At 33.3% G+C, this 20,452-nt stretch carries 12 protein-coding genes; 2 read left to right on the top strand and 10 right to left on the bottom strand.

Annotated elements, in window-relative coordinates; genetic code table 11:
* Positions 1 to 80: 80 nt before the first annotated feature.
* Positions 81 to 1,004, top strand: a complete 924-nt coding sequence (locus tag B9T33_RS01405) for a LysR substrate-binding domain-containing protein (RefSeq protein WP_086177166.1) — start codon at positions 81 to 83, stop codon at positions 1,002 to 1,004.
* Between the two features lie 77 nt (positions 1,005 to 1,081).
* Here B9T33_RS01405 and ahpC read toward each other — a convergent pair whose 3' ends face one another.
* The 5 genes from ahpC to B9T33_RS01430 form a co-directional block, all read right to left on the bottom strand.
* Positions 1,082 to 1,645 carry an alkyl hydroperoxide reductase subunit C gene (ahpC, locus tag B9T33_RS01410; RefSeq protein WP_086177167.1) on the bottom strand — a complete coding sequence of 188 codons (564 nt, stop codon included), beginning with the start codon at positions 1,643 to 1,645 and terminating at the stop codon, positions 1,082 to 1,084.
* 485 nt (positions 1,646 to 2,130) lie between these two features.
* The gene (locus B9T33_RS01415; protein ID WP_143223983.1) at positions 2,131 to 3,135 is read right to left on the bottom strand and encodes a T6SS immunity protein Tli4 family protein; all 1,005 of its coding nucleotides are present in this window, start codon (positions 3,133 to 3,135) and stop codon (positions 2,131 to 2,133) included.
* Positions 3,136 to 3,742: 607 nt separating this feature from the next.
* Positions 3,743 to 5,131 carry a hypothetical protein gene (locus B9T33_RS01420; RefSeq protein WP_086177169.1) on the bottom strand — a complete coding sequence of 463 codons (1,389 nt, stop codon included), beginning with the start codon at positions 5,129 to 5,131 and terminating at the stop codon, positions 3,743 to 3,745.
* On the bottom strand, positions 5,124 to 10,169 hold the full coding sequence (locus B9T33_RS01425) for an AAA domain-containing protein (RefSeq protein ID WP_086177170.1): 5,046 nt from the start codon (positions 10,167 to 10,169) through the stop codon (positions 5,124 to 5,126). The genes B9T33_RS01420 and B9T33_RS01425 overlap by 8 nt, the downstream gene beginning before the upstream one ends.
* 457 nt (positions 10,170 to 10,626) lie before the next feature.
* The gene (locus tag B9T33_RS01430; protein ID WP_086177171.1) at positions 10,627 to 10,845 is read right to left on the bottom strand and encodes a helix-turn-helix domain-containing protein; all 219 of its coding nucleotides are present in this window, start codon (positions 10,843 to 10,845) and stop codon (positions 10,627 to 10,629) included.
* Positions 10,846 to 10,962: 117 nt separating this feature from the next.
* Here B9T33_RS01430 and B9T33_RS01435 point away from each other — a divergent pair, with 117 nt between their 5' ends.
* On the top strand, positions 10,963 to 11,424 hold the full coding sequence (locus B9T33_RS01435) for a hypothetical protein (RefSeq protein ID WP_228145757.1): 462 nt from the start codon (positions 10,963 to 10,965) through the stop codon (positions 11,422 to 11,424).
* 18 nt (positions 11,425 to 11,442) lie between these two features.
* Here B9T33_RS01435 and B9T33_RS01440 read toward each other — a convergent pair whose 3' ends face one another.
* From B9T33_RS01440 to B9T33_RS01460, 5 genes are all read right to left on the bottom strand, one after another.
* Positions 11,443 to 14,751, bottom strand: coding sequence for a VPA1262 family protein (locus tag B9T33_RS01440; protein ID WP_086177173.1), 3,309 nt, complete (start codon positions 14,749 to 14,751; stop codon positions 11,443 to 11,445).
* Between the two features lie 101 nt (positions 14,752 to 14,852).
* The gene (locus B9T33_RS01445; protein WP_086177174.1) at positions 14,853 to 15,269 is read right to left on the bottom strand and encodes a hypothetical protein; all 417 of its coding nucleotides are present in this window, start codon (positions 15,267 to 15,269) and stop codon (positions 14,853 to 14,855) included.
* Positions 15,266 to 17,413, bottom strand: coding sequence for a hypothetical protein (locus B9T33_RS01450; protein WP_228145758.1), 2,148 nt, complete (start codon positions 17,411 to 17,413; stop codon positions 15,266 to 15,268). Before B9T33_RS01450 ends, B9T33_RS01445 begins: the two co-directional genes overlap by 4 nt.
* Positions 17,410 to 18,963, bottom strand: coding sequence for a site-specific integrase (locus B9T33_RS01455; RefSeq protein WP_228145759.1), 1,554 nt, complete (start codon positions 18,961 to 18,963; stop codon positions 17,410 to 17,412). The genes B9T33_RS01450 and B9T33_RS01455 overlap by 4 nt, the downstream gene beginning before the upstream one ends.
* Positions 18,960 to 20,327, bottom strand: a complete 1,368-nt coding sequence (locus B9T33_RS01460) for a tyrosine-type recombinase/integrase (protein ID WP_086177175.1) — start codon at positions 20,325 to 20,327, stop codon at positions 18,960 to 18,962. Before B9T33_RS01460 ends, B9T33_RS01455 begins: the two co-directional genes overlap by 4 nt.
* Positions 20,328 to 20,452: the final 125 nt, after the last annotated feature.

A 20,452-nucleotide genomic window follows, 5' to 3' on the forward strand; every position in this document is an offset into this window, starting at 1 on the left:
GGATCGCTTTTTTTACCTCATGCATAAATTGACGTATGATGATTTGAATTTAAATAAATTTTCACTGTATAAGGTAATTCATGCATTCATTTGATGACTATTACTACTTTTATTTGGTGGTAAAGCATGGCGGATTCAGTGCGGCCAGCGAAGCATCGAACATCACCAAATCCAAACTTAGCCGACGTATTTTAGACCTCGAAGCCAAATATAATGTCACGCTCATTCAGCGTTCCACCCGTCATTTTAAAGTTACGACCTTAGGACAGGAACTGTATGAGGAATGTACCAAAGTCATTCAACAAGTGGAAAGTGCACATAGCGTTTTACTCAAACAAAAACATGAACCTGAAGGCTTGGTGAAAATCAGTTGTCCACCAGTCATGATGGAATATCAGATTCGCCCTTTGCTGAATCAATTTCTTAAAAACCACCCCAAAGTGCAAGTTGAATTGGAATTGACCAGTCGCCGTGTGGATGTGCTGCATGATGATATTGATCTGGCGATACGTACCAATTTCGCTGAAAATGAAGATTCCAGCATCATCGTGCGTGACGTGATTAAGACCGTACATTGTCTGGTGATTAGCCCTGAGCTTTTGCAAGATCGTGTCCTGCAACATATTACGGAATTATCTGAATTTCCAAGTATTGTGTTAGGTACGCATAAAACCCGCTATCAATGGCTGTTACACCATATTGAACAGCAAGAACAGATCGAGATTCCGCTACAACCGCGTGTGAAAAGCAATGATTTATCTGGGGCCTATTATGCCGTTATGGATGGGTTAGGGATTGCAGATTTACCCTATTTAACCGTGAAGGATGACATCGAAGCAGGTCGCTTAATTCATCTTTTCCCTGAATGGTGCTCCAATGTCGGGACAGTGCAATTGGTCTATGCCTCACGTAAAGGACAGCGCTTGGTCATGGAACAATTAATTGAATTTTTGGTGGCAGGCATCCGTGAATACGGCCCTGAACACGATGGCTATTTAATTTAAAATCCATTCACTCACGCAATAAAAAAGCCAGAACTCAGTTCTGGCTTTTGCTTATTTGCAAGAGCTTACCTTACAAATTAGATTTTACCGACAAGGTCAATCGATGGCGCAAGTGTCGCTTCACCTTCTTTCCATTTTGCAGGACACACTTCACCTGGATGCGTATGTACATACTGTGCTGCTTTAACTTTACGCATGAGTTCAGATGCGTCACGGCCAATGCCCCCAGCATTAATTTCAACGATTTGGATTTTACCTTCAGGGTCGATCACGAAAGTACCACGGTCAGCAAGACCATCTGCTTCAATCAGTACTTCGAAGTTTTTCGCTAACGTCCACGTTGGATCGCCAACCATTGGGTATTCGATTTTCTTAATTTCTTCAGAAGAATCATGCCAAGCTTTGTGCGTGAAGTGTGTATCAGTCGATACTGAATAGATTTCAACGCCCATTTTTTGGAATTCAGCATAATGATCAGCAAGATCGCCTAATTCTGTTGGACATACAAAAGTAAAATCCGCAGGATAGAAGAACACAACAGACCATTTACCCATCATATCTTTTTCAGAGATTTCAATGAATTGACCGTTTTGGTATGCAGTTGCGTTAAATGGTTTTACTTCAGTATTGATTAAACTCATGTGATATTCCTCTAACTCATTTCGGGGATTGCTTATCTGTGAAGCTAGAATACGAAAAACATCAGTATAGGTAAAACCGAACTTTTTTATAAAAACTATCGGATTTTTAGATTTATTATTTATATCAAGATTTAACGTTCCATCGATAAAGACTATTGAATGGAATCAGTAGAACCAGTTATATCAATACTCAATGTCAGCCATGCCGCTTACGCAAACTGCAGTTTGTAGTCTGAAGGATTGGTTTTGACTTTGCCTGAAAGCCATGCACGACAATAACTTTCGGTTGCAGGGAACCATACTTTCTTAGATTCCATTGATTCAATCATTTGAGCCTATGAAGCCCGGTATAAAAATAATAGGTACAACCAATTTAGGCCCAATAACGGCATTACAAATAGTTTTATTAGTGCTTGGAGTCACAACAGACTTGAAGCAATCCCCAGTACTATCAATAGGAGTTTTTTCAATCGTCATAATTATTCCTAGAATTTTTTTATTGTTTCAAGAATTGATTCATATATTTTTAGGGCTTCTTTTTCTGAAAGGTCTGAAGTCTTAACATTATTACCATCGTATCCAGTATCAAAATCAAACAGTACAGCAGGATCATTAATCTTCTGAGCTGTTCCAGCATGTTCCCAAGTTGCAATAATCCCATTTCTGCCTTTCATTGGAGCTTTGCTTATCCACTCCAATCCACTGAGTTGATCACCGCTAGTTTGGTTTTTTGTACCTTTTCTGATTGTTTTGAATGATGTGTACGTTAAATGAAGAATCCCATCACGTTTTAGATTGCTTTCTGTGCGAGTAATTAAATCTGGCAATTGATGAGCAACAGCATCGACTTGCATACTCGTTTTCACAGATGGCATATCGCTCATACTGAATGCAATCGTATGTGTACTTCTTCGGAACTGTGAATCAGAATCTTTAATAAATCCATTTAAGATACAAACACCTTTCTCAGAAGGAACTGTATCGTTGTTGCGAGCACTGATATTCGCAATGATCTTATTCATTTCATCAAAAACTAGATCTTTCTTCTCTGGCATGTATGGGATTTCAAACTTGAACAATGTATTCCGATCTAAGACCCAAAATTTAAGCTGTAAAGGAGCACCTTCGATAGTTCCCGGTATCCCAGAGAAAATACGTACTGACTTAGACCCAACTTTTTTTAATTCTGTGTCCAAAATAATTGTAGAAACTTTACCAGAAAAGTACCTTTTTACTGATGCATATTCAGCATTTAAATCAGCAACGGATGATCCAGTTTTACTCGTGATTAGGAATGAGTTGTATTTATCACCACCACCAAACTGAACGGCATTGTTTGGCAATTGGATGGTATATCTGCCAGCACAAAAACTTTTAGCGTTTTTTAAATCAACCATTGGACTAAATCCCTTAGAATTATTGTTTGTGTGGGAGCAACCAGTACCTATAAACATTGAAGTCATTAAAGCTAGTTTAATAATTGTTTTCATTGGCATTTCTCTCGAATATTAAATATTGATAGTGTTATTAATTTCTAACTATACGTTTAAATTATATTTATCAAAATTTGTAAAATTTAATTGATATTTTAATAAAAAATTAAGTACTAGGAGAATGTAATGAATAAATATAATTTATATCTTTTAACAGTAATTTGTATTTTATTATCGGGTTGCACTACTTGGAACCCATGGGGGCACTGGTAGAAGTCACAAATATTGTCATATAGTTACTGATAATCAAATAAAACTATTGAACTGTAAAATAATAAAAAAGTTTACAGAATTATTTCTAATATCTGCAAACTTTCTTTTAACTAACTATATCTAAAGAATAATTTTATAAACTTTACAAAACCATATCTTTAGAGTGTCTCAAAATGGTTAACTATACAATAAACATAAAATAAATATTATTTTTAATAAAATTCAAAAACTTATATAATTAAAAATCAAACTTTTAATTTAAAAATTTAATTTTTATACTTTTTTCTCTTAAATTCACCTATAAATACAATAAAAAGAGCTAGTAATAACTAGCTCTTCTTTAAAAAATAAAGATCTGAATAAAGACAAGAATGATGTAACTCTTCACCCATTAACCATTTTTCTTAAACATTGGACCAAAGCTAATTCCATTTTCATCTGTTGGTCGTTGCCATGCATCAAATAAACTAACCAAACTACTGACCAGAGTACTATCGTAACTAATTGAACCGATTGGGAATGAGGTTAAGTAATCTGCTTCCGAATCCAACACATGTAGAATTATCACAGCAAATTCGTTTTCAACTACAATTAATTCAAAATTACCATCAAGCAAACCTTCTTTAATACCGTAAAAATATTTTTGATGATCTTTTCCAATAATCTTTCGGTAATTTTGTACGGAAACACGATCTCGCTCATCTGACATCGATAAGAAACACTTTAGCTGTATTTCATCGTTTTGTTTATTTTTAAGTTGCCCTAAAGCACCGACAAATGTATTGAATCTAAGAGATTTACCCCAAAATGCATCATCTGGAGCTAACCAATAAATATTCTTTACAGGACGATTCTTCGCAAGAACATCTTTGATCTTATTCAATATCAGCTTTGAATTACCTTGGCTATAACAAGGTCCAATAAACAAGTGATTTCCTTCATTTGCTTTGTTCTCTATAGGATTTAAGCTATCAAATAATGCGACTGGTGCCAAAAAACGACCATCTTTAAAATATTGGTGCAAATTTAATTGTTCAAAGCCCTCAAGGTTCTTCACGATATCTCGAATATTATTCCCTTTCTTACTCTGCCCTAATGCTTGATAAGTCTTATCTTTAAGCTCATCGCTCATAATAGAGTCCAAAACTTTTATAGGTTGTGGATCCGCTTGAGCATCTATATTAAGGTCTAGCGACTTACGTACAGTGCATTCCCTAACCTTCTTTACAGTTCCCATTTTGTAGATGGCTGGTCTACCATCCATTTTTTTTAGGGTGATAATGTCATCTTCAATGAGTTGATAAAATTGCTTCTGAAATCTATCTCGAACAATACTTTCACTATTTGCTGCATGTTCGCTTGAAGCGATTAGTTTTAAGCCGTACATATTAGTATCAGGATTCTGAGCTATGTAATTAAAATTAGTAAGCTCATAAACTAGACCATGTGTATGTTCCAAGATCGAAGCAACCTTAGGTATAGAATCCACAGTTGTAAAGTATTTCATTGATTTGTTCGTCAAATGAAATAACCCATCTTGTTTAAGCTCAATCTCGTTATTTGTAATCAGTTGATCTAAAACTATCCGTGACTCTCTTTGATTCATACCCAAAAAGTTTGCAATGTTTTTGACCGACATTGGGCTGATACGCAGTAAACGCATAATCATTGAATCAATAAATTTTGGCATTTGGCTTGATGTATAACTGAATTTTATTTCAAACTTCTGTGCCGGAATCAAAATATCAACATCATGATATGGGATGCTGTAATTACTCATGACTGATACCTCGACTTGTCTTTGTTTTGATATTTGCGTTTAGTTTGAATTCATTTTTTCTATCAGCAATATATTGGTAACGTGTCCTATCGCTTGAATACTCCTTAATATAGTTAAGCACTTCACCAAGCGGTGATTCTTGATGTTTTGGCATACTCCATAAACGTGAAGCACCAAAAATAACTAAACGATCCATTGCCCTAGATAATGCAACATTAATTCGGTTTGGCATGTTCATGAATCCAATTTTGTTATCTGGGCTATTTCGGGTTACAGACAGAATGATGATTCTATTCTCTTTCCCCTGATAACTATCGACAGTATCAATTTTTACTAATGATCTAAAATCTTCATTCCAAGCTTTCGAATTGAACTGCTTGCGTAAATAACGCTTTTGTTCACCATACATACATATAATGCCAATCGGAGGCTCATTAGGCTTAGATCGTTCTTTTAACTCTTTTAGTAACTCCTCATCTGCATGAATTTTTTCTAACAAACCAATAATCTTACGAGCTTCATGCTTGTTAAAGAAGGTTGTTCCAACACCATCACTAAATTTTTCAGACGTATCGACCCATGTGACAGTAGAACGTAATTCTTGAACCGAACAATGCTGGTATATATTTGGTACGACTCGAACCATTTTCTCTTGGTAAGGCTTACCTAGAGGCTCAATAACGCCTGTTACTAATTCCTTATCATAGAAACACGCAGAAACCATTTCTCCAATTGCTGGAGCCATACGATATTGAACTAATAACTTACCCTGTACAGCCTTACCATATGGCGAATTAAATAATCGTTCAAAATCACTTTTTAAGTTCGCTTCAATACGGTTTTTTGTAAATCCTAACTTTCGACCAAGGGCTTTAGCATGTTCAGGTGAATATAATGGAGGTAATTGTTTATGATCTCCAACTAATAAAATGCGTTTAGCAGATTGCATCGCAATAGCCAATTCTGAAGAAATTGACCTCGCTGACTCATCAATAATGACCCAATCGAATGATTGGTTCGCAATATCAATAGAGTGATGTCCTATACCTACACAGGTACCGCAGATAAATTGTCTAGTTTTAGAAAGGTATGTTTCGTAATTAGCATTTGGACTATCAATCAGTTGATCATAGTCGAAAGCAATTTGCACCAGGGCTTTAGCGTTATTTGCAGCCTTACCCTGAACCTCAAAAGTCTCGTCCAGCATCTCCCATATTTGATTTTCTCGATCTGAGATCTGACGACTATTCCATCCTAATAATGAAGTATGCAATTCCTTTGAATAATCCTTAAGTCTTTCGATAAGCTTCGTTGACAGGTTATTCCATTCAGCCTTGGAGATTAATTGATTATCTTCTGATTCTGTTGATATCCACATTCTAGATAAGTGGCCAAACAAATGTACTTTTAAAAACAAAGCACATGCCAAATAATCTCTGTCAACACCTATCGACTGACTCAAAGAAAGAACTCGATCTTCCATTTCCGTTAAGAATAGATTGCGATGTGTCGATATGATCGAATCAGAAAATACATCTTTTAGATTATTCGATACTGCATTCTCTCTGTTACTGAAACGTACAATCTCTAAAGGCGTATTTAGTCGGTGCGAGTGTTTTCTTATGCGTTCAGCAGCAGTATTAACAGCTTCATGTGATTGACTGACCATCAATACATTATTGACGTTTTGTTTTTCAAAAAGAAAGTGAACAAATGCTGCAATAAATTCAGTTTTACCTGTTCCTGGAGGACCTTGTAGAATTGAAACAGGCCCGTAGTTTATTAATTTTCGAAAAGCCTCGCGTTGAAGATTGTTCAGACTGACAATAACCTCACCTTGCTCATTATGTTGATCATATCTCTCGAAGTCCTTATCAGTGACTGTAATATCATAGTGAGTCGGTCTAATCTCTGAATTAGGCTCGAAATATTCTACCAAGTTTGGAATATCTGATTGTCTTCTTAGAATTTGCTCTAAAGCATTTTTTCTTTTCAAGAATGAAGATTTATCAGCTTTTGTTCTTAAATATAGAACTTCACCAACCTTAATTTTATCGGCGTGTTTAACACCTTTAACTCTTAATTCACCTGCAAGTGAGTTCTGAATATCAATATCACCTACTCGAAACTCTCTATCTTCTCCATTAAAATCAATAGTCTTGTAAATTAGGCTTATAAGTGAATCTTTAGGAAACTTATCTAATACATCATTGTCATCTTCATATCTTGCAATGTAAATTTTACTATCAACCAAATGTAATGGTTGTGACAAGACGATATATGGTAATGCCTCAGTCTCAGTCTCTAAAATTGCCTTCCATAGCTTCTTAGTATCAATATTTAGAGCAGCTAGTTTCTGAATATCATCGCTTAAGTTGTCATCTCTAGATTTTGATGAATGTTCTACTGGAAGTTGATTTTCTTGTGTAAATAATTGTTGATCTGCCTTGTAGTCTTCAGATAACTCCAAATTGTTACTTACATCAACACTTTCATCTTGATCATTAGCTTGCTCTTGAAGGACATCATTAATAGCTGTTGAAAACTCATCAATTTTAAAAAGAAATTCTGATAGTTCAGCATATTCAGGTCTACCTACGGAATGTCTAATATCAAGAGCCACATTTATTTCAAGCATAGCCTGATCTATGACGTAATGTGGAACAACATCTGATTCACGCACTCCCGTTACAAAGCGTATAGTCTTAGTATTTGGATCTAGAATAAACTGTATTGAACCCCCAATACCTTGCATCTTAACAACAACATCATTTGCATTACGTCCCTTTTCTAATGTTACATAGACACGTTTATTATCTGCAAAAATTTTAAGCTCCGGAAATTTATCAGGTACAGGAATGCGAAGCGTTGGAGTATCACCATGAATTTGTTCAGTTTCAATACTTTCTAATAACCGGTTTAGATCGCCTAAAGGATATTCTGATTCTTTAAGTTCTATATTTACAGCATCGCTAACCCATTTGAATTCTAAACTATCATTTCCTATTTCAAATCCAAGAATTTCACACACCAGTCTCATAATTGCATAATTTTGACACTGTTCATTTGTAGGATTATCAATATAGGATGGATAATACGCACTTTCGTAATCTAGATATTCCTTAATATCAATGATGTCATTAAAAATAAAACTATTATCATCCAAATTGAATAAAACACTTTGATGGTCAATTCTTCCGATTGGCAAACCTAACTTGTGTAGATGGATGATGGCCTCAATCAAATTAGCTGCCAAAAATAATCTTGATTCTTTCGTAGTTTCAATTTGGTCAACAGTTATACCTTCAACCAACTTGTTAACTAGAAATAAAGATCTTGATTTTGATGAAATACCAAATCTTTCTATGCTTGGTAAATAGAATAAGTTTTGGGAGTTAGCTTCTTTAATACGTTCAAAAAAGTGCTGATATTTTAAAATATCGCTAGATGAAAATTCATTTACATGGACATCAGACCATTCTTTGACACATAAGTCACCTGAACGATATAAGATAATGTCTCTCTCATCATCTTCATAAATTTCATCATCTTCCGGATATAATCTATTCAGCTTTTCTGACGTAATATATTCATTTAAACATGAAATATTCGCTATAAATTCTACTGCTTGAACAGGCCGTTTTGTATTGAACTCTCTTAGAAATTGGACAGCATCTTCGATTTCAAGATTTATAGCCTTTCTCACTAAATCCGCTAACCAATGGTCGCTATTCACACATATATTATTGAGAGCTTTTGGGGTTAAACGAATATTTAACCACAAATGCCATGCGATAACCGCTAACATATAAGCGTCTTTTTTAAATGCTTGTACATTGGCAATTTTTGATTTTTGCCCATCTGCAATAAAGACTAAATCAGGCTGGAAATCACGAATATTATTAGTTATATTTTTTGAATCCGATGTCAAAAAATGTGAAATGGCTACATCTTTTTGAGGTGATATCCAAATACAATGCGAATTAATATCTCCATGTGAGATACCAAGATTATGCATTTCAGAAAACTTGCTGAGTAAAATCTGAATTAGATTTAACTTATCTTCTTCATTCAAATTTGGACAGATTGTCGTAATAAAATCATTAAACCTAAGATGACTTTGACGATACTCAACCAATTCATTGTACTGCTGAGTGATTTGATCTTCTTCTGGCATGATTAATGGAACTAGTGCCGTATTGTACAAATGAGTACTTTGCTTAAATTCAGCACTAATAACTCGCTCATGGTTTAACAACTCTGCTCTCATTTTAGGAGATTGAATACTCAATTGGTGAAAATTTGAGAACATCCATTGTCTTATGATTGCCTTGTCAGAGCGTGAAATAGTCGAGGTAGCTTCGTATTCGGTATATAACTTTTGAGGATGACTTAGAAGCTCTTCATCTTGTTTATATTTTTGAACAATGATTCTTTTAGGTGGCGCACTTTTCTGTATAAAGATTTTATCAATGAGGTCGAAATCTTTATAAAGGTGTTGAGCATCTGGGTGTGGCTTAAATTCTTTATTAAATGAACTTTTATTGGCGAACTTTAAGAATTTATCAAGGCTAATGACATGCTTTTGTTCATCATCAGGTAAATTTGAAAAATTCACCTTGCCACACATTACAACAAAGAAATATACCCTTGGAACAAAGCCTGGATTACCCTTAAATTTATCTTTGAGTCCCTTTAACTTACTGACAAGGATAAATTGTTTTTGTCGTGTCAATGAAACAGGTGATACCCCCATATCACGCTCATCCATGTACCAATTACCATTGGCAGACTTAATTGATTTACCATTCCAGTCTTTCAATTCAATAATTATGAGGACACTGTTAGTCACTAAAATTAAATCAAACTCTCCCTCTTTTTTTGAAATCGAATCAACTAAGGTATAGCCTGCATAACCATACCAAGGACTATTTTTTCGCATTTCATCTTCAGCACTAAATGCTTCTCGGATTTTGGAAATCGCTTTAGTTTCGTGGTGATGAAGCCCATTTGCTTGGGTTTTAATAATTAAAGACATAAAAAATTAAATCCATAAAACGTAGATATTGAAAATCAATTCAATAAAAAAATAAATATTAAGAATTAAATCAATAAAATGGTAAGCACTTGAAATTAGATTAATTAAAATATGGATATACGAAAAAAACATAAAAATACGCCCTATAAAAAAACAGATTGAAAAACAAATCCATAAAAGATAGACGTAAAAAATAAAATCTATAATTTTCTAGATTTGCAACTTTTATTAAATTTAAAACTTGGTTATATAGTTATGGGCCAATGCAATTGTGCACAAGCTCAAATTTAGGTAGGTTTTTTTTAGTTATCTTTCCTTGGCATTTTTAGCCAACAATAATTTATGTATGAAATTTAACTGCACCAAAAACATAAGTAAAGAGCTTTTTTCAAAAAATTAATTTTTATACCATCTGCTTATATGCTCAAAAACTTATTCGTTAAATCTTCTACATTGTTTAATCGAAACTCATAGGAAGTAATTCATGTAAATTTACTTCAAGAGCTTTCGCTAAATCATAGAGTTTTTCGAGTGTTATATTTACTTCTCCACGCTCAATACGCCCCATATAGCTACGATCGATATTACAAAGCAGAGCTAACTTTTCCTGTGAAATATTTTTCTCTTTTCTATGTTTCCGAACTAATTGTCCAAAAGCGATACTAAGTTCTGACATTTCAATTCAATTGATCAAAAAACAGAACTATCACTATTTGAGGACTATATATCCACGGACTATAATCCTCTTTTATTATTTTATGCTGTGATTGTTATGTCTATAAGCAATATGCCTATGTTTGAAATTTTTCCACCACTTTTTAACAGTAAAAAGATTGAGCAATGGACAGCTAATGAGTTTTGGAAACACTTAAAACTTAGTAAAAAAGAACGCAATCGCTTCAATCGACAACGCATGTATCGGTTACTTAGAAAATTAGTGGAAGATGGTTATTTAACTAAAGAAACCAATTTAGTTAACCCTCGTTTTTCAACGTTTTCAGAAACCAATAAGCTTGATCAATTACGTGAAATTACGGAGGTATCTTTGGATTTTATACAAATGAGTCACTCTAAAGAAGAAACTCAAAAGAAAATCTCAATACTAGAAAAACAATTAAAAAGCTTTTCTTTATTAGAAAAGAAATTTCCCAATTCAGCTATTAGAATTAATGTTGAAAAAAATAAATGCATTGAGGCATTAACTGATCTCAATGCATATAGTACAGCTTTAAATTGCATCTTAACCTCTCTCTAGAGGTTAGGAGATAAAAAATTATTCAGCCGAATTGAAGGTTAACTCCTGATTACTTAATAAATTTTCACTCCACTCAACAAAATTTATTAAGTCACTCTCACTATACCAATCTTCTAAGGGACGAATGGCGACAAGCCCATTTGAAAGTTCCAATAAATTATCAAGTTGTTCATGTTTTTCACTATTCTTTTGATTTAGATAATATCTACATAATTTAGTAAATACTGAAATCCACATCGAAATTTTAAGGGCATCATTCCAACGAGACCAATTAGAAGTACTAGCAAGTGGTCGTTGAACGATTCTTCTTTGATTCTCAAAAATATCTTTAACATCATTCAATGAAGATAACTGGAATGAAAAGCCACTATTTGCCCATAAATATGCACTAATATTGATTAGATTTCCTTCTCTTTCTGAAGAAAAAATTAATGGTCTATTAGGCTCTTTCAACTCTAATATTTCGATAAAATCTTTAAGCCAAATCTTACAAGCATCATCAAAACCAATACGCTTATTATCCAATAATGGCTGAATAATATCCCTAAATAGCCACAGACCACTCCACGTAAGCTTATGCATGTGGCCTCTTGCAGCATCAATAAAAGTTTCTAAATTTTCATAAGCAATATGCTCTGGAAGTACAATCCATAACACATCCAATATATTTTTATAAGTATCAGCAGAATCAGTGTTCTCATGATTTCTATTAAGAATCCATGCAATAAACTGAATTTTTTCAGCATATTCAAAATTCGCTAAACATTTATTAATTTTAGCAAGATCGGAGGATGAAATTATACTCTGTTCCAAAGCATTCCAACCCAACCACCTTAAAAACGCAATTTTGCTCGCAAGTAATATCTGTAATTGTTCATTTGAAATAGAATTAAATTCAAGATTTAATGAAATTTCACTAACTATCTGACCAAGCAAAGATAATTCAATTATCTTAGTTGAATTAAAATCTGTGACTAGCTCTCTCTCTGCTATATCAATGAGTAACTTCGGTTCGTATTGCCATAGATATTTGATTGTATAAAATTCGGCCCAAGTTAAAGCACTATACTTTGTTGATTGGAAAAAATTTCGTACCCATATTGAACTTTGAGTTAACTCTACTAGTGTTTTTCTAAAGTAAGTTGGGTCAATTACTGAAACTTCGTTATCATCATTAAGATGATTTCTTTGAAATGAATTTGACAAAAATTTTGAAAGGAATAATAAAAACTTACTTTCAGTCTTCAACTTTTCTAAATTAGAATCACCAGTTGTTGTACGGGCTAATATCTCTCCTATAACTTTCCATGCCTCCATAAAATCAACAAGTTCACCATCAATTTGATTTAAACAAAGAAATAATCCTTCATCTGGTAAGTCATGGAGTGATGCATTTTGTATCACACCCAATTCATTCATTTTTTTTATTAAATTATCTCCAAATAAACCTTTTAACACAGGCTTCTGTAGCCATACACTTAATATTTTTCCAGACAATTCATTATTCAAAAATTCTAAAGGTTCGTATATTTTATTTTTTATAGAAATATTATTTGAATCAAATATTATAGAAATAGAACTATTATTATTTTTAAGAGATGAAGAATTTTTTAAGCTTTTTATGAGATCAAAAGTATATTGGTTTATTTTGTAAAGTACATCTATTGGAATAGGAGTGACTAATAGTGGATAATCTTCTGTCGCCTTCTGAAAGGAATTAGATAAATGATAACCCTCAATAGGTAGTCCATGATCTCCTATTATCAATATATATCTATCATGCAAATAGCCTGCTTTTAATCCATAGATTTTAATTTTTTTCCTCTGTAATAATTTCCTATTTTGCTCACAGTTGATTAGTAATTTATCAACCCCTATTTTTACAAAGTTATCAGTCTTTTGATGATTAGTAGCACTTGAATCTCGAGGTTTAGGTAGGCTTCGAAAAATTGAATATTCAGCATTTGACGATGCACTAAGCATTAGTAAATTTAACCCAACATCTTCAAAGTATGGGTCGAAAATAGCAATATGGTTATTTGGATATTTTACTAATAGCTCTTTAAACCATTCAACGAATAGTAACTTTCCTTCGCCATTATCTGAGCGAATGAAGAATTTCCCACTTGATTTAGGAGGATTTAACTTATGAAATATCGATCTCAAAGTACGATTTTCTTCAGTCCATGGATCAATCCTATCTCCTATAATTCGATTTTCTGAAATATTCCCACTATGTTCTAGAGTTAGAGCAGCCTCTACACGGTTACCCATATTTGAATTAACAGTTTTTTCAAGCCAATCAAACTTTAAAGTTTTTGATTGATTACCAATCACATGCATTCGAAAATTAACTTCCTTAATGTAAGTAATCCTCCAACTGCAACACAAATATCCTTCGGTTAAATTATTCTCTTTAAATCCAAAAACATCAATTTTTGTAGCGTCTGTAATTTTGAATAATTTTTCATCTATATCAAAATTATATTCGAATATTCCATCACCTATAGATTGAGCCACACCAATTTTTGAAGAAAATACTTGATTATTATTCTCACACGCTAAATTAAATTGAAATCTATTAAAGGCTGGCACTTGAATGGACGTAAACTTAATACTTAACCCTTCATACTTAGTTCTTTCTACAGAAAGTAAATTTTTTTCGTTATCATCCAGTGTTGGAAATACCAATAACTCCAATTCACCCAATCTATTTATATCAGTGTCTCCAAAGTCCATGCCTGTATCTTCTTTAAGTCTTTTTAAGACGAGAGAAGTAAGACCAACACTATAATTTCCACAAAAAAAGAATATAGATCGCTTATCATCGCAGCTTATTGCAGCACTCAACGCACCAGCACCACCATGAGGGCTAAGTAAAGAATTCTGAATAGATGCATCTCGATTCAGTAAATAGATAGTAGGTCTAAAAACTGAGTTCATTTTTATAAGAATAGTATTACCAAATCGTTTACTTAAATTATCTGAAATTTTTAAGTTTAATGCTGTACTAATATTATTAATTGAATGACCATCACATAATTTTGTCAGAAGTTCTCGACACTTTGAACTCTCAATTAATAAGTTTAATTGAGTAACACTAGCACGAAAATTCTCGACACTTTGAGAAGTATCCTTGTCACTAAAGGACCAAGTGTTATTAAAAAAGCTGTATGGAACCAAACGCCCGTATACTATTCTGTTCTCCACAAGATCATCTTTTTTTATTTGTAGTATCCACAGTTGTAAAGCGCAAGGTTTGCTTTTAAATAAGAATAATCTTTGAAGGCGACTATCTTCTATTAAGTCGCTCAATTGATAAGACATAAGTTACCCTTTATTCTATTTAAACTAAATAAAGCAATAATAACAATATGTTTAAAAATTCAATATACTTTAAAATTCATAATATTAGGTATTGATGGAGTTTATTTTTTCACCAATGGAAGATCTAAAGTGGCTAAATCTACATTTGGCATTTGAGATAAGTTGTATTGCCATCTTCTATATTGCTCAACCCACACGTTTTCTCGATCTTTCAGCAATTCCTCTAAGTGTTTTATTTGGTTTCTTAGATCTTCGTTTTCTTTAATCAACATATCAATAGTTACATCATTCGCCGATGTAATAGTCTTCGATTTTGCTTCTCTTAATGTTTTCTTTCGAAAATTAAAAGCCTGCTTTACAGGCTCATAGCTCATTAAAGTAAATTTTGAAATTGAAGGTCTATTCAATGCACTAGCGACCGATATTGCAAAATTATCCCAAGTTAACTTTCCAGACCATTTATTTAAAATGGACTCGATAATTTTCATTTCATTTACATCAATCAGCTTGGGTTTCATAATTCACCTGTTAATAAAGCCAAAAACGAAGTACTTGACTCCTTGATTATTTGTGCAGAAATTGGATTTTTTTCATTAACTGCATTCACTAGTTTTTGCTCCCCTAAAGCTATTTTGGTCAAACTGATATCTAACTCTTCAGGAATACGTAATATTAAACCATCAGGTAATTGATCATTTTCTAAATATTTTATTAAGGTCTTAATGATTGCTAATTTTTTTCCATGATAGATTAACCATGAATTTGCCCCAGCAAATCCGTCATTGGTTGCAGCGGCTGCTCTATTCAGTTCATCTTGATAAACAACCTCTAGTTCCTTGAGTTTTTCAAGATTTTTTGGAAGGCCTTTCACACATGCATGTTCTTTACAACTAATACATTCGCCTGCCTTTGTACAAGGAGTCATTGTCCAATCATGTTCACAATATCCATAACCAGACACCTGAACAGTACCTACACGATCTTTATGACCTAACATCTTAAACGTTACAGGTACGTTTAATTTCACCGCTGTTAAAGATTTCGTACCGTCTAAACTTTCTAATCCTAACTTAGTTAGTAATTTTCTTGATTCTTCTGTTTTTTCCTCAAGTGTTCTCAAATCATATGCTAGGTTATCTTCAACACGGCTTCGACCAGCATACATTGCAAGATCTAATGAGTTCATTTCTCCACGTTCAGCTTCTGTAGAGAGCCATACACGTATTTGATGGGAAGTGATTACTAAATTTGTCCCATCTTCATTAACTAAACCTAATTGGCTAAAAAGCGAATCTTTACCTGATATTCTTTCATGGATAGCACCTAGGGCATCATTTAATAAATTTAGATTGGGGCACTCAAAACTGTATAATTTAGGTGCAAATACCGCATGAAATTCATTTTCACGTACTAGGCATAGCAATTCAGATACAGGTTTACCAGTTTCAGGTATAAATGGCCAATTTGTAAATTTCTCTTTATATTTATCGATTGTATACTTAGCTAAATCTCTATAAGTTATACATTTTTTTCCTTTTATTAGCTTATGAATCCATTTTTGTGTAAATACCTGAGCGAATACTTCAGTATCAGTCAATCGCCATGCTTTAGTATCCGAAGGAAGGCTTTGTATACACATTGCTCCTGCAAACTGTTCAATAGTCAAAGGTTCATCTTCTCCATGATCAGGAGAAGTAATGCATTCTTCATGACGATAGAATTCATCAGGATGCTCTATAGCCCATTGAGTAGCTTTTCGAGCAGGCTCTCCTATTTCTTTGAGCCTTTCAATTGCTAATTGAATTGTTGGAACAATATAAGGGTGAATAGGCTTCTTAATTAATCCTCCTCCCTTTTCAGCCTTCCATGCTATATTCCATAATTGATCAAGACCTGTATTTTTCTTTTCTATTTCACTTAGTTCTTCACTTGATAAACAATCTACTGTAAGAAAACCAAGTTCGCCTCCTCGGCTAGGGGCTGCCAAAAGCAACGCAGATTGTGCTGAATAAAATTTTTGATAAGGAGTTTTTGCTAATCTAAATGCATCTGCTAAAGCACCTATCTCAAAAGAGCTGAGCAAACGTTCTTCTTGCCATTCTCTATCTTCCTTAGAAGTCCCTTGTGCTTTGTTACCCGGTCTTTTCCACGAATTTTTCCACGTAGGGATAGTAATATTAATTTTAAATTTTTTTAAATCCTCTAGAAAAGCTTCTAGCATTTGACCATAACGGTATCTTGAAGCTTCAGAACTACGCTCATAAATTAATTCCGATATCTTTCTTACAACAATCCCATCAATTAACAGAACATCAGCTTTCAAGTAAATTTGAATCAAAGCATCATGACTAGCTTTTAATACCATCATCATGTTGCCAGGGTTAGTCGCTTTCCAGGTCTGATTATCGCGTACATAAGCTTTTGCGAAATCAAGGAAAGGCTGTTGCATAGGTGTACCAGTTTTTTTCCCTTTAGGAGCCAAACCAGTGAACTCCATTGACTGTGATCTGCCATTAGCTAATCTATGTTTCCAATTTGAACTTGCAAATCCTCCTTGATCTTCATAGATACTTAACTCATTCTTAGCACGTAAAATGAAATCATTTAAATTTTTCTGACAATCTAATGCATGTTTTGGTACAAATTGAACAAAATTACTCATGCTATTTCTTCCATTGTAATTCGCTTATCACATGCATCTAAAATGGCTTTCACATGGGCCAACTGTAGGTCAAATGACCTTAAAATCAATTCACTGGCTCCATCTTTCTCTCGCTGTTCCATCTCTTCTAATAACTCTAAAAACAGCTCATCCCAAGGTGCATGTAAAAGTGGTTGGAATTTATTGCACAATAAACATGCTTTAATTCCAGCTTGACAAGAAGGAGAGCCACCACAGTTACCAATGTGCTCATTATTAGATTTATAAACCCTACTACTAGGGTCATTTCCTCTTAAAGCCTCATTTTCATTTTCTATTAATCTTCCTTCAAATTGAGCTGCTAAAAAGGCCATAGCATCTTTCATTTTGTCAAAGATACGGGCAGCTAATTCAGCAGTATATGCAGTGTAAACTTTTAATTGTTGTGTATCTGAATGGTCCATTAGATAAGCCAATTGGACACCAGTGATACCATGGCGTACCAAATTAGTCGCTCGCGTTCTTCTGCATCTTATTGGAGTAAAATGAATATATTCTCCAGTCCGTTCAGAAATAGCTTCACATTTTTTCGACACACTATTACTTAGAGAGTTATGTTTACTGGCACCCCCATGCAAAAAATCAGGAATAGTTTTTAACTTGTCTCTAAGATCCTCAACTGAATTAACACTATTTAAATTCTTATTATTCAAGAAAATAGGGATTTGATTTAAATCTTCTGATTCAATTTCGGGTAAATATCTTTTAACTTTTATTTTTACCTCATTAATTAAATTCATTAAAATTAAATACATATCTTCAGTAATGCTTAAACTGCGCATTTCTCCTCTGAATATACCTCCTCGTTGTTTTGCGCGTGGGATGTTTAACTCGTACTTCATTCCATCTAAACTATTTTGAATAGTTAAATCACATATTCTTAATGCTAAGATTTGTGTAGGTCTACGAGCTGTAGCATATATGGTATAAAACCATGCAAACTCTTCTAAAGTGAGTTTTCCTATATTAAAAGCATTTCCAGCCCACACTAATAAGAATTGTTGTTCCGTTAAAGTATATGGACCTGTATAAGGACAATTTTGTAAAACTGCTTTTCCCTTGATATTGCCGCTTAGAATTAGACGATCTAAAGTATTTTCCAGTCCCTTTTCCAACCCCTTAAAGTCCCACTCTAACCAGCATCTTAATAATGCTCGAATTGTTCCAAGTTTGTACTCATTCTCTTGATTTAAAGTTGCTTTGAGACTCAAAATCAATTTTGATGTAATCAATCCTTCTTGATACATATCAGAAGATAACAAATATGTTTTTGTATAATTCCAACAATTGAATGTATGGTGAGAAGATACCTCTTCTGCAAGCCTTGCGATTGTTAATTTAAAGCCTTCATAAACTACTTTATCAATCTCTTGATTGACTAGTCTCCAATTAATAGTTCTATTTTTATCTAAAATCCATACATCCTCATTCAAATTAAATGCATATCCTGCCTTGGAGTATCTCGTCGAATATGTCTGTTCTGTTTGAGAAAAACTAAGTTCTGGCATCATTTTTCTTGCCCCTTCTTAATATAGGAATCCATTTTTTCAAGCTCACGCTTCAATAACTTTTCTGCTTGTTCTTTTGTATGACGAAGATTATAAACTTGGGCAGAATGTTCACTTTTATGACCATTGATATACATTCTTTGCTGAATTTCTTTTTTCTCAGAAATCACCTCATCAATACGGCCATCCTGAGATGCTTTATGATTGTGTTCATCAATATTATTTGAAAATCGATTATTGAAATCATGTCTAAAGCCATGCCTAGTTACTCTCTTTTTAACCACGAACCCATTCTTCTTAATGAAATCAGCTAATTCTTCATTTCCAGAAATTTTTTCAACAATTCTTGAAAACTGAGTTAAAGAGAGAGGATGTCCTTTACTAACCCCCTTATAAGATATAAATAAGAATTTGTGAGTATGAGCATTTGGGATAAAACGACGTTCTTCTAAAACATACTTACGAAGCTGATCGCTTAAATCCTGATTTATAGGCAAATCTCTTTCTAAAGTTTTAGCATTCGGTTCATCAGTTCTAAATTTATCTTCTGGATCATCATGCCGTGATTGGATCTGAACTACATTTCTTGCAAAATCAATATCTGAAACTTTTAATTGCAGAACCTCTCCTGCTCTCATACCAGTTTCATAAAGCATCCATAGAAGTAAATAATTTCTTTGCCTTACAGATTTTGTATAAGGATTATAAATATTCGAGGGTTCTGCTATTTCCATAACATGTTTGAAAATATCAGGGTGAGGGGCCTTCTTATTAGGGTCGGAACTTCTAGTCTTCGAACCACCATATCTTTCTTTTTGTTTTAATATTTGAGCCTTTGTATTTTCAATGATATCTAGATAATTATAAAAAGAAGGTTTATTTCTCAAAATATTAATGGCCACAAATTCAAAGAAATTAGCAAATATTGTTATTCTATTTATCGCGTGTTCTTTCTCCACTGTAGCTGCTGGTATTTTTCTAATAGGAAATATAATTTTTAAATTTTGATCATTACTTCGATGCTCTGTTTTTTTTCTCAAATTTCTTCGTGCTTCTTTTGTAGTTAATTTACAATGATCTCTTAATTTCTGAATTTCCAAGTCACTAAAGAAAAGAACTTGTGAAGACATATTTTTTTGACTAGCAGCTCTAATAATACGTTCAGAGATTCTCTCACCAATGCTCATTTCCCAGATATAGATATGAGCCAAATGATTGAGATACGCTTTTTGTGTTGTATGCTTTTCGGAACGAACATTCGTAGTTAAAAATAAAGTAGTCCAAAAATCAGGAAGACCAAGACTATTTATTAATAATCCAAATCTTTCTCCACCTTCTGCAATATAGTTTTTACGATGTAAGCTCAAGTACTTAACAACCTAGTAAATACAATATTTGTATTATATAAAGTTATTAAACAAAAATACAATATTTTTCAAAGAAATAAAAAAAAGAACTTGATATAAATCAAGCTCTTTCTCTTTAATAAATA

The sequence above is a fragment of the Acinetobacter sp. ANC 5054 genome (genome assembly GCF_002135295.1).
GTDB lineage: Bacteria > Pseudomonadota > Gammaproteobacteria > Pseudomonadales > Moraxellaceae > Acinetobacter.

Excerpts from the sequence above, each read along its gene's own strand:
- B9T33_RS01405 (WP_086177166.1), top strand. The coding sequence starts at position 81 with ATGCATTCATTTGATGACTATTACTACTTTTATTTGGTGGTAAAGCAT.
- ahpC (WP_086177167.1), bottom strand. The coding sequence starts at position 1,645 with ATGAGTTTAATCAATACTGAAGTAAAACCATTTAACGCAACTGCATAC.
- B9T33_RS01415 (WP_143223983.1), bottom strand. The coding sequence starts at position 3,135 with ATGAAAACAATTATTAAACTAGCTTTAATGACTTCAATGTTTATAGGT.
- B9T33_RS01420 (WP_086177169.1), bottom strand. The coding sequence starts at position 5,131 with ATGAGTAATTACAGCATCCCATATCATGATGTTGATATTTTGATTCCG.
- B9T33_RS01425 (WP_086177170.1), bottom strand. The coding sequence starts at position 10,169 with ATGTCTTTAATTATTAAAACCCAAGCAAATGGGCTTCATCACCACGAA.
- B9T33_RS01430 (WP_086177171.1), bottom strand. The coding sequence starts at position 10,845 with ATGTCAGAACTTAGTATCGCTTTTGGACAATTAGTTCGGAAACATAGA.
- B9T33_RS01435 (WP_228145757.1), top strand. The coding sequence starts at position 10,963 with ATGTTTGAAATTTTTCCACCACTTTTTAACAGTAAAAAGATTGAGCAA.
- B9T33_RS01440 (WP_086177173.1), bottom strand. The coding sequence starts at position 14,751 with ATGTCTTATCAATTGAGCGACTTAATAGAAGATAGTCGCCTTCAAAGA.
- B9T33_RS01445 (WP_086177174.1), bottom strand. The coding sequence starts at position 15,269 with ATGAAACCCAAGCTGATTGATGTAAATGAAATGAAAATTATCGAGTCC.
- B9T33_RS01450 (WP_228145758.1), bottom strand. The coding sequence starts at position 17,413 with ATGAGTAATTTTGTTCAATTTGTACCAAAACATGCATTAGATTGTCAG.
- B9T33_RS01455 (WP_228145759.1), bottom strand. The coding sequence starts at position 18,963 with ATGATGCCAGAACTTAGTTTTTCTCAAACAGAACAGACATATTCGACG.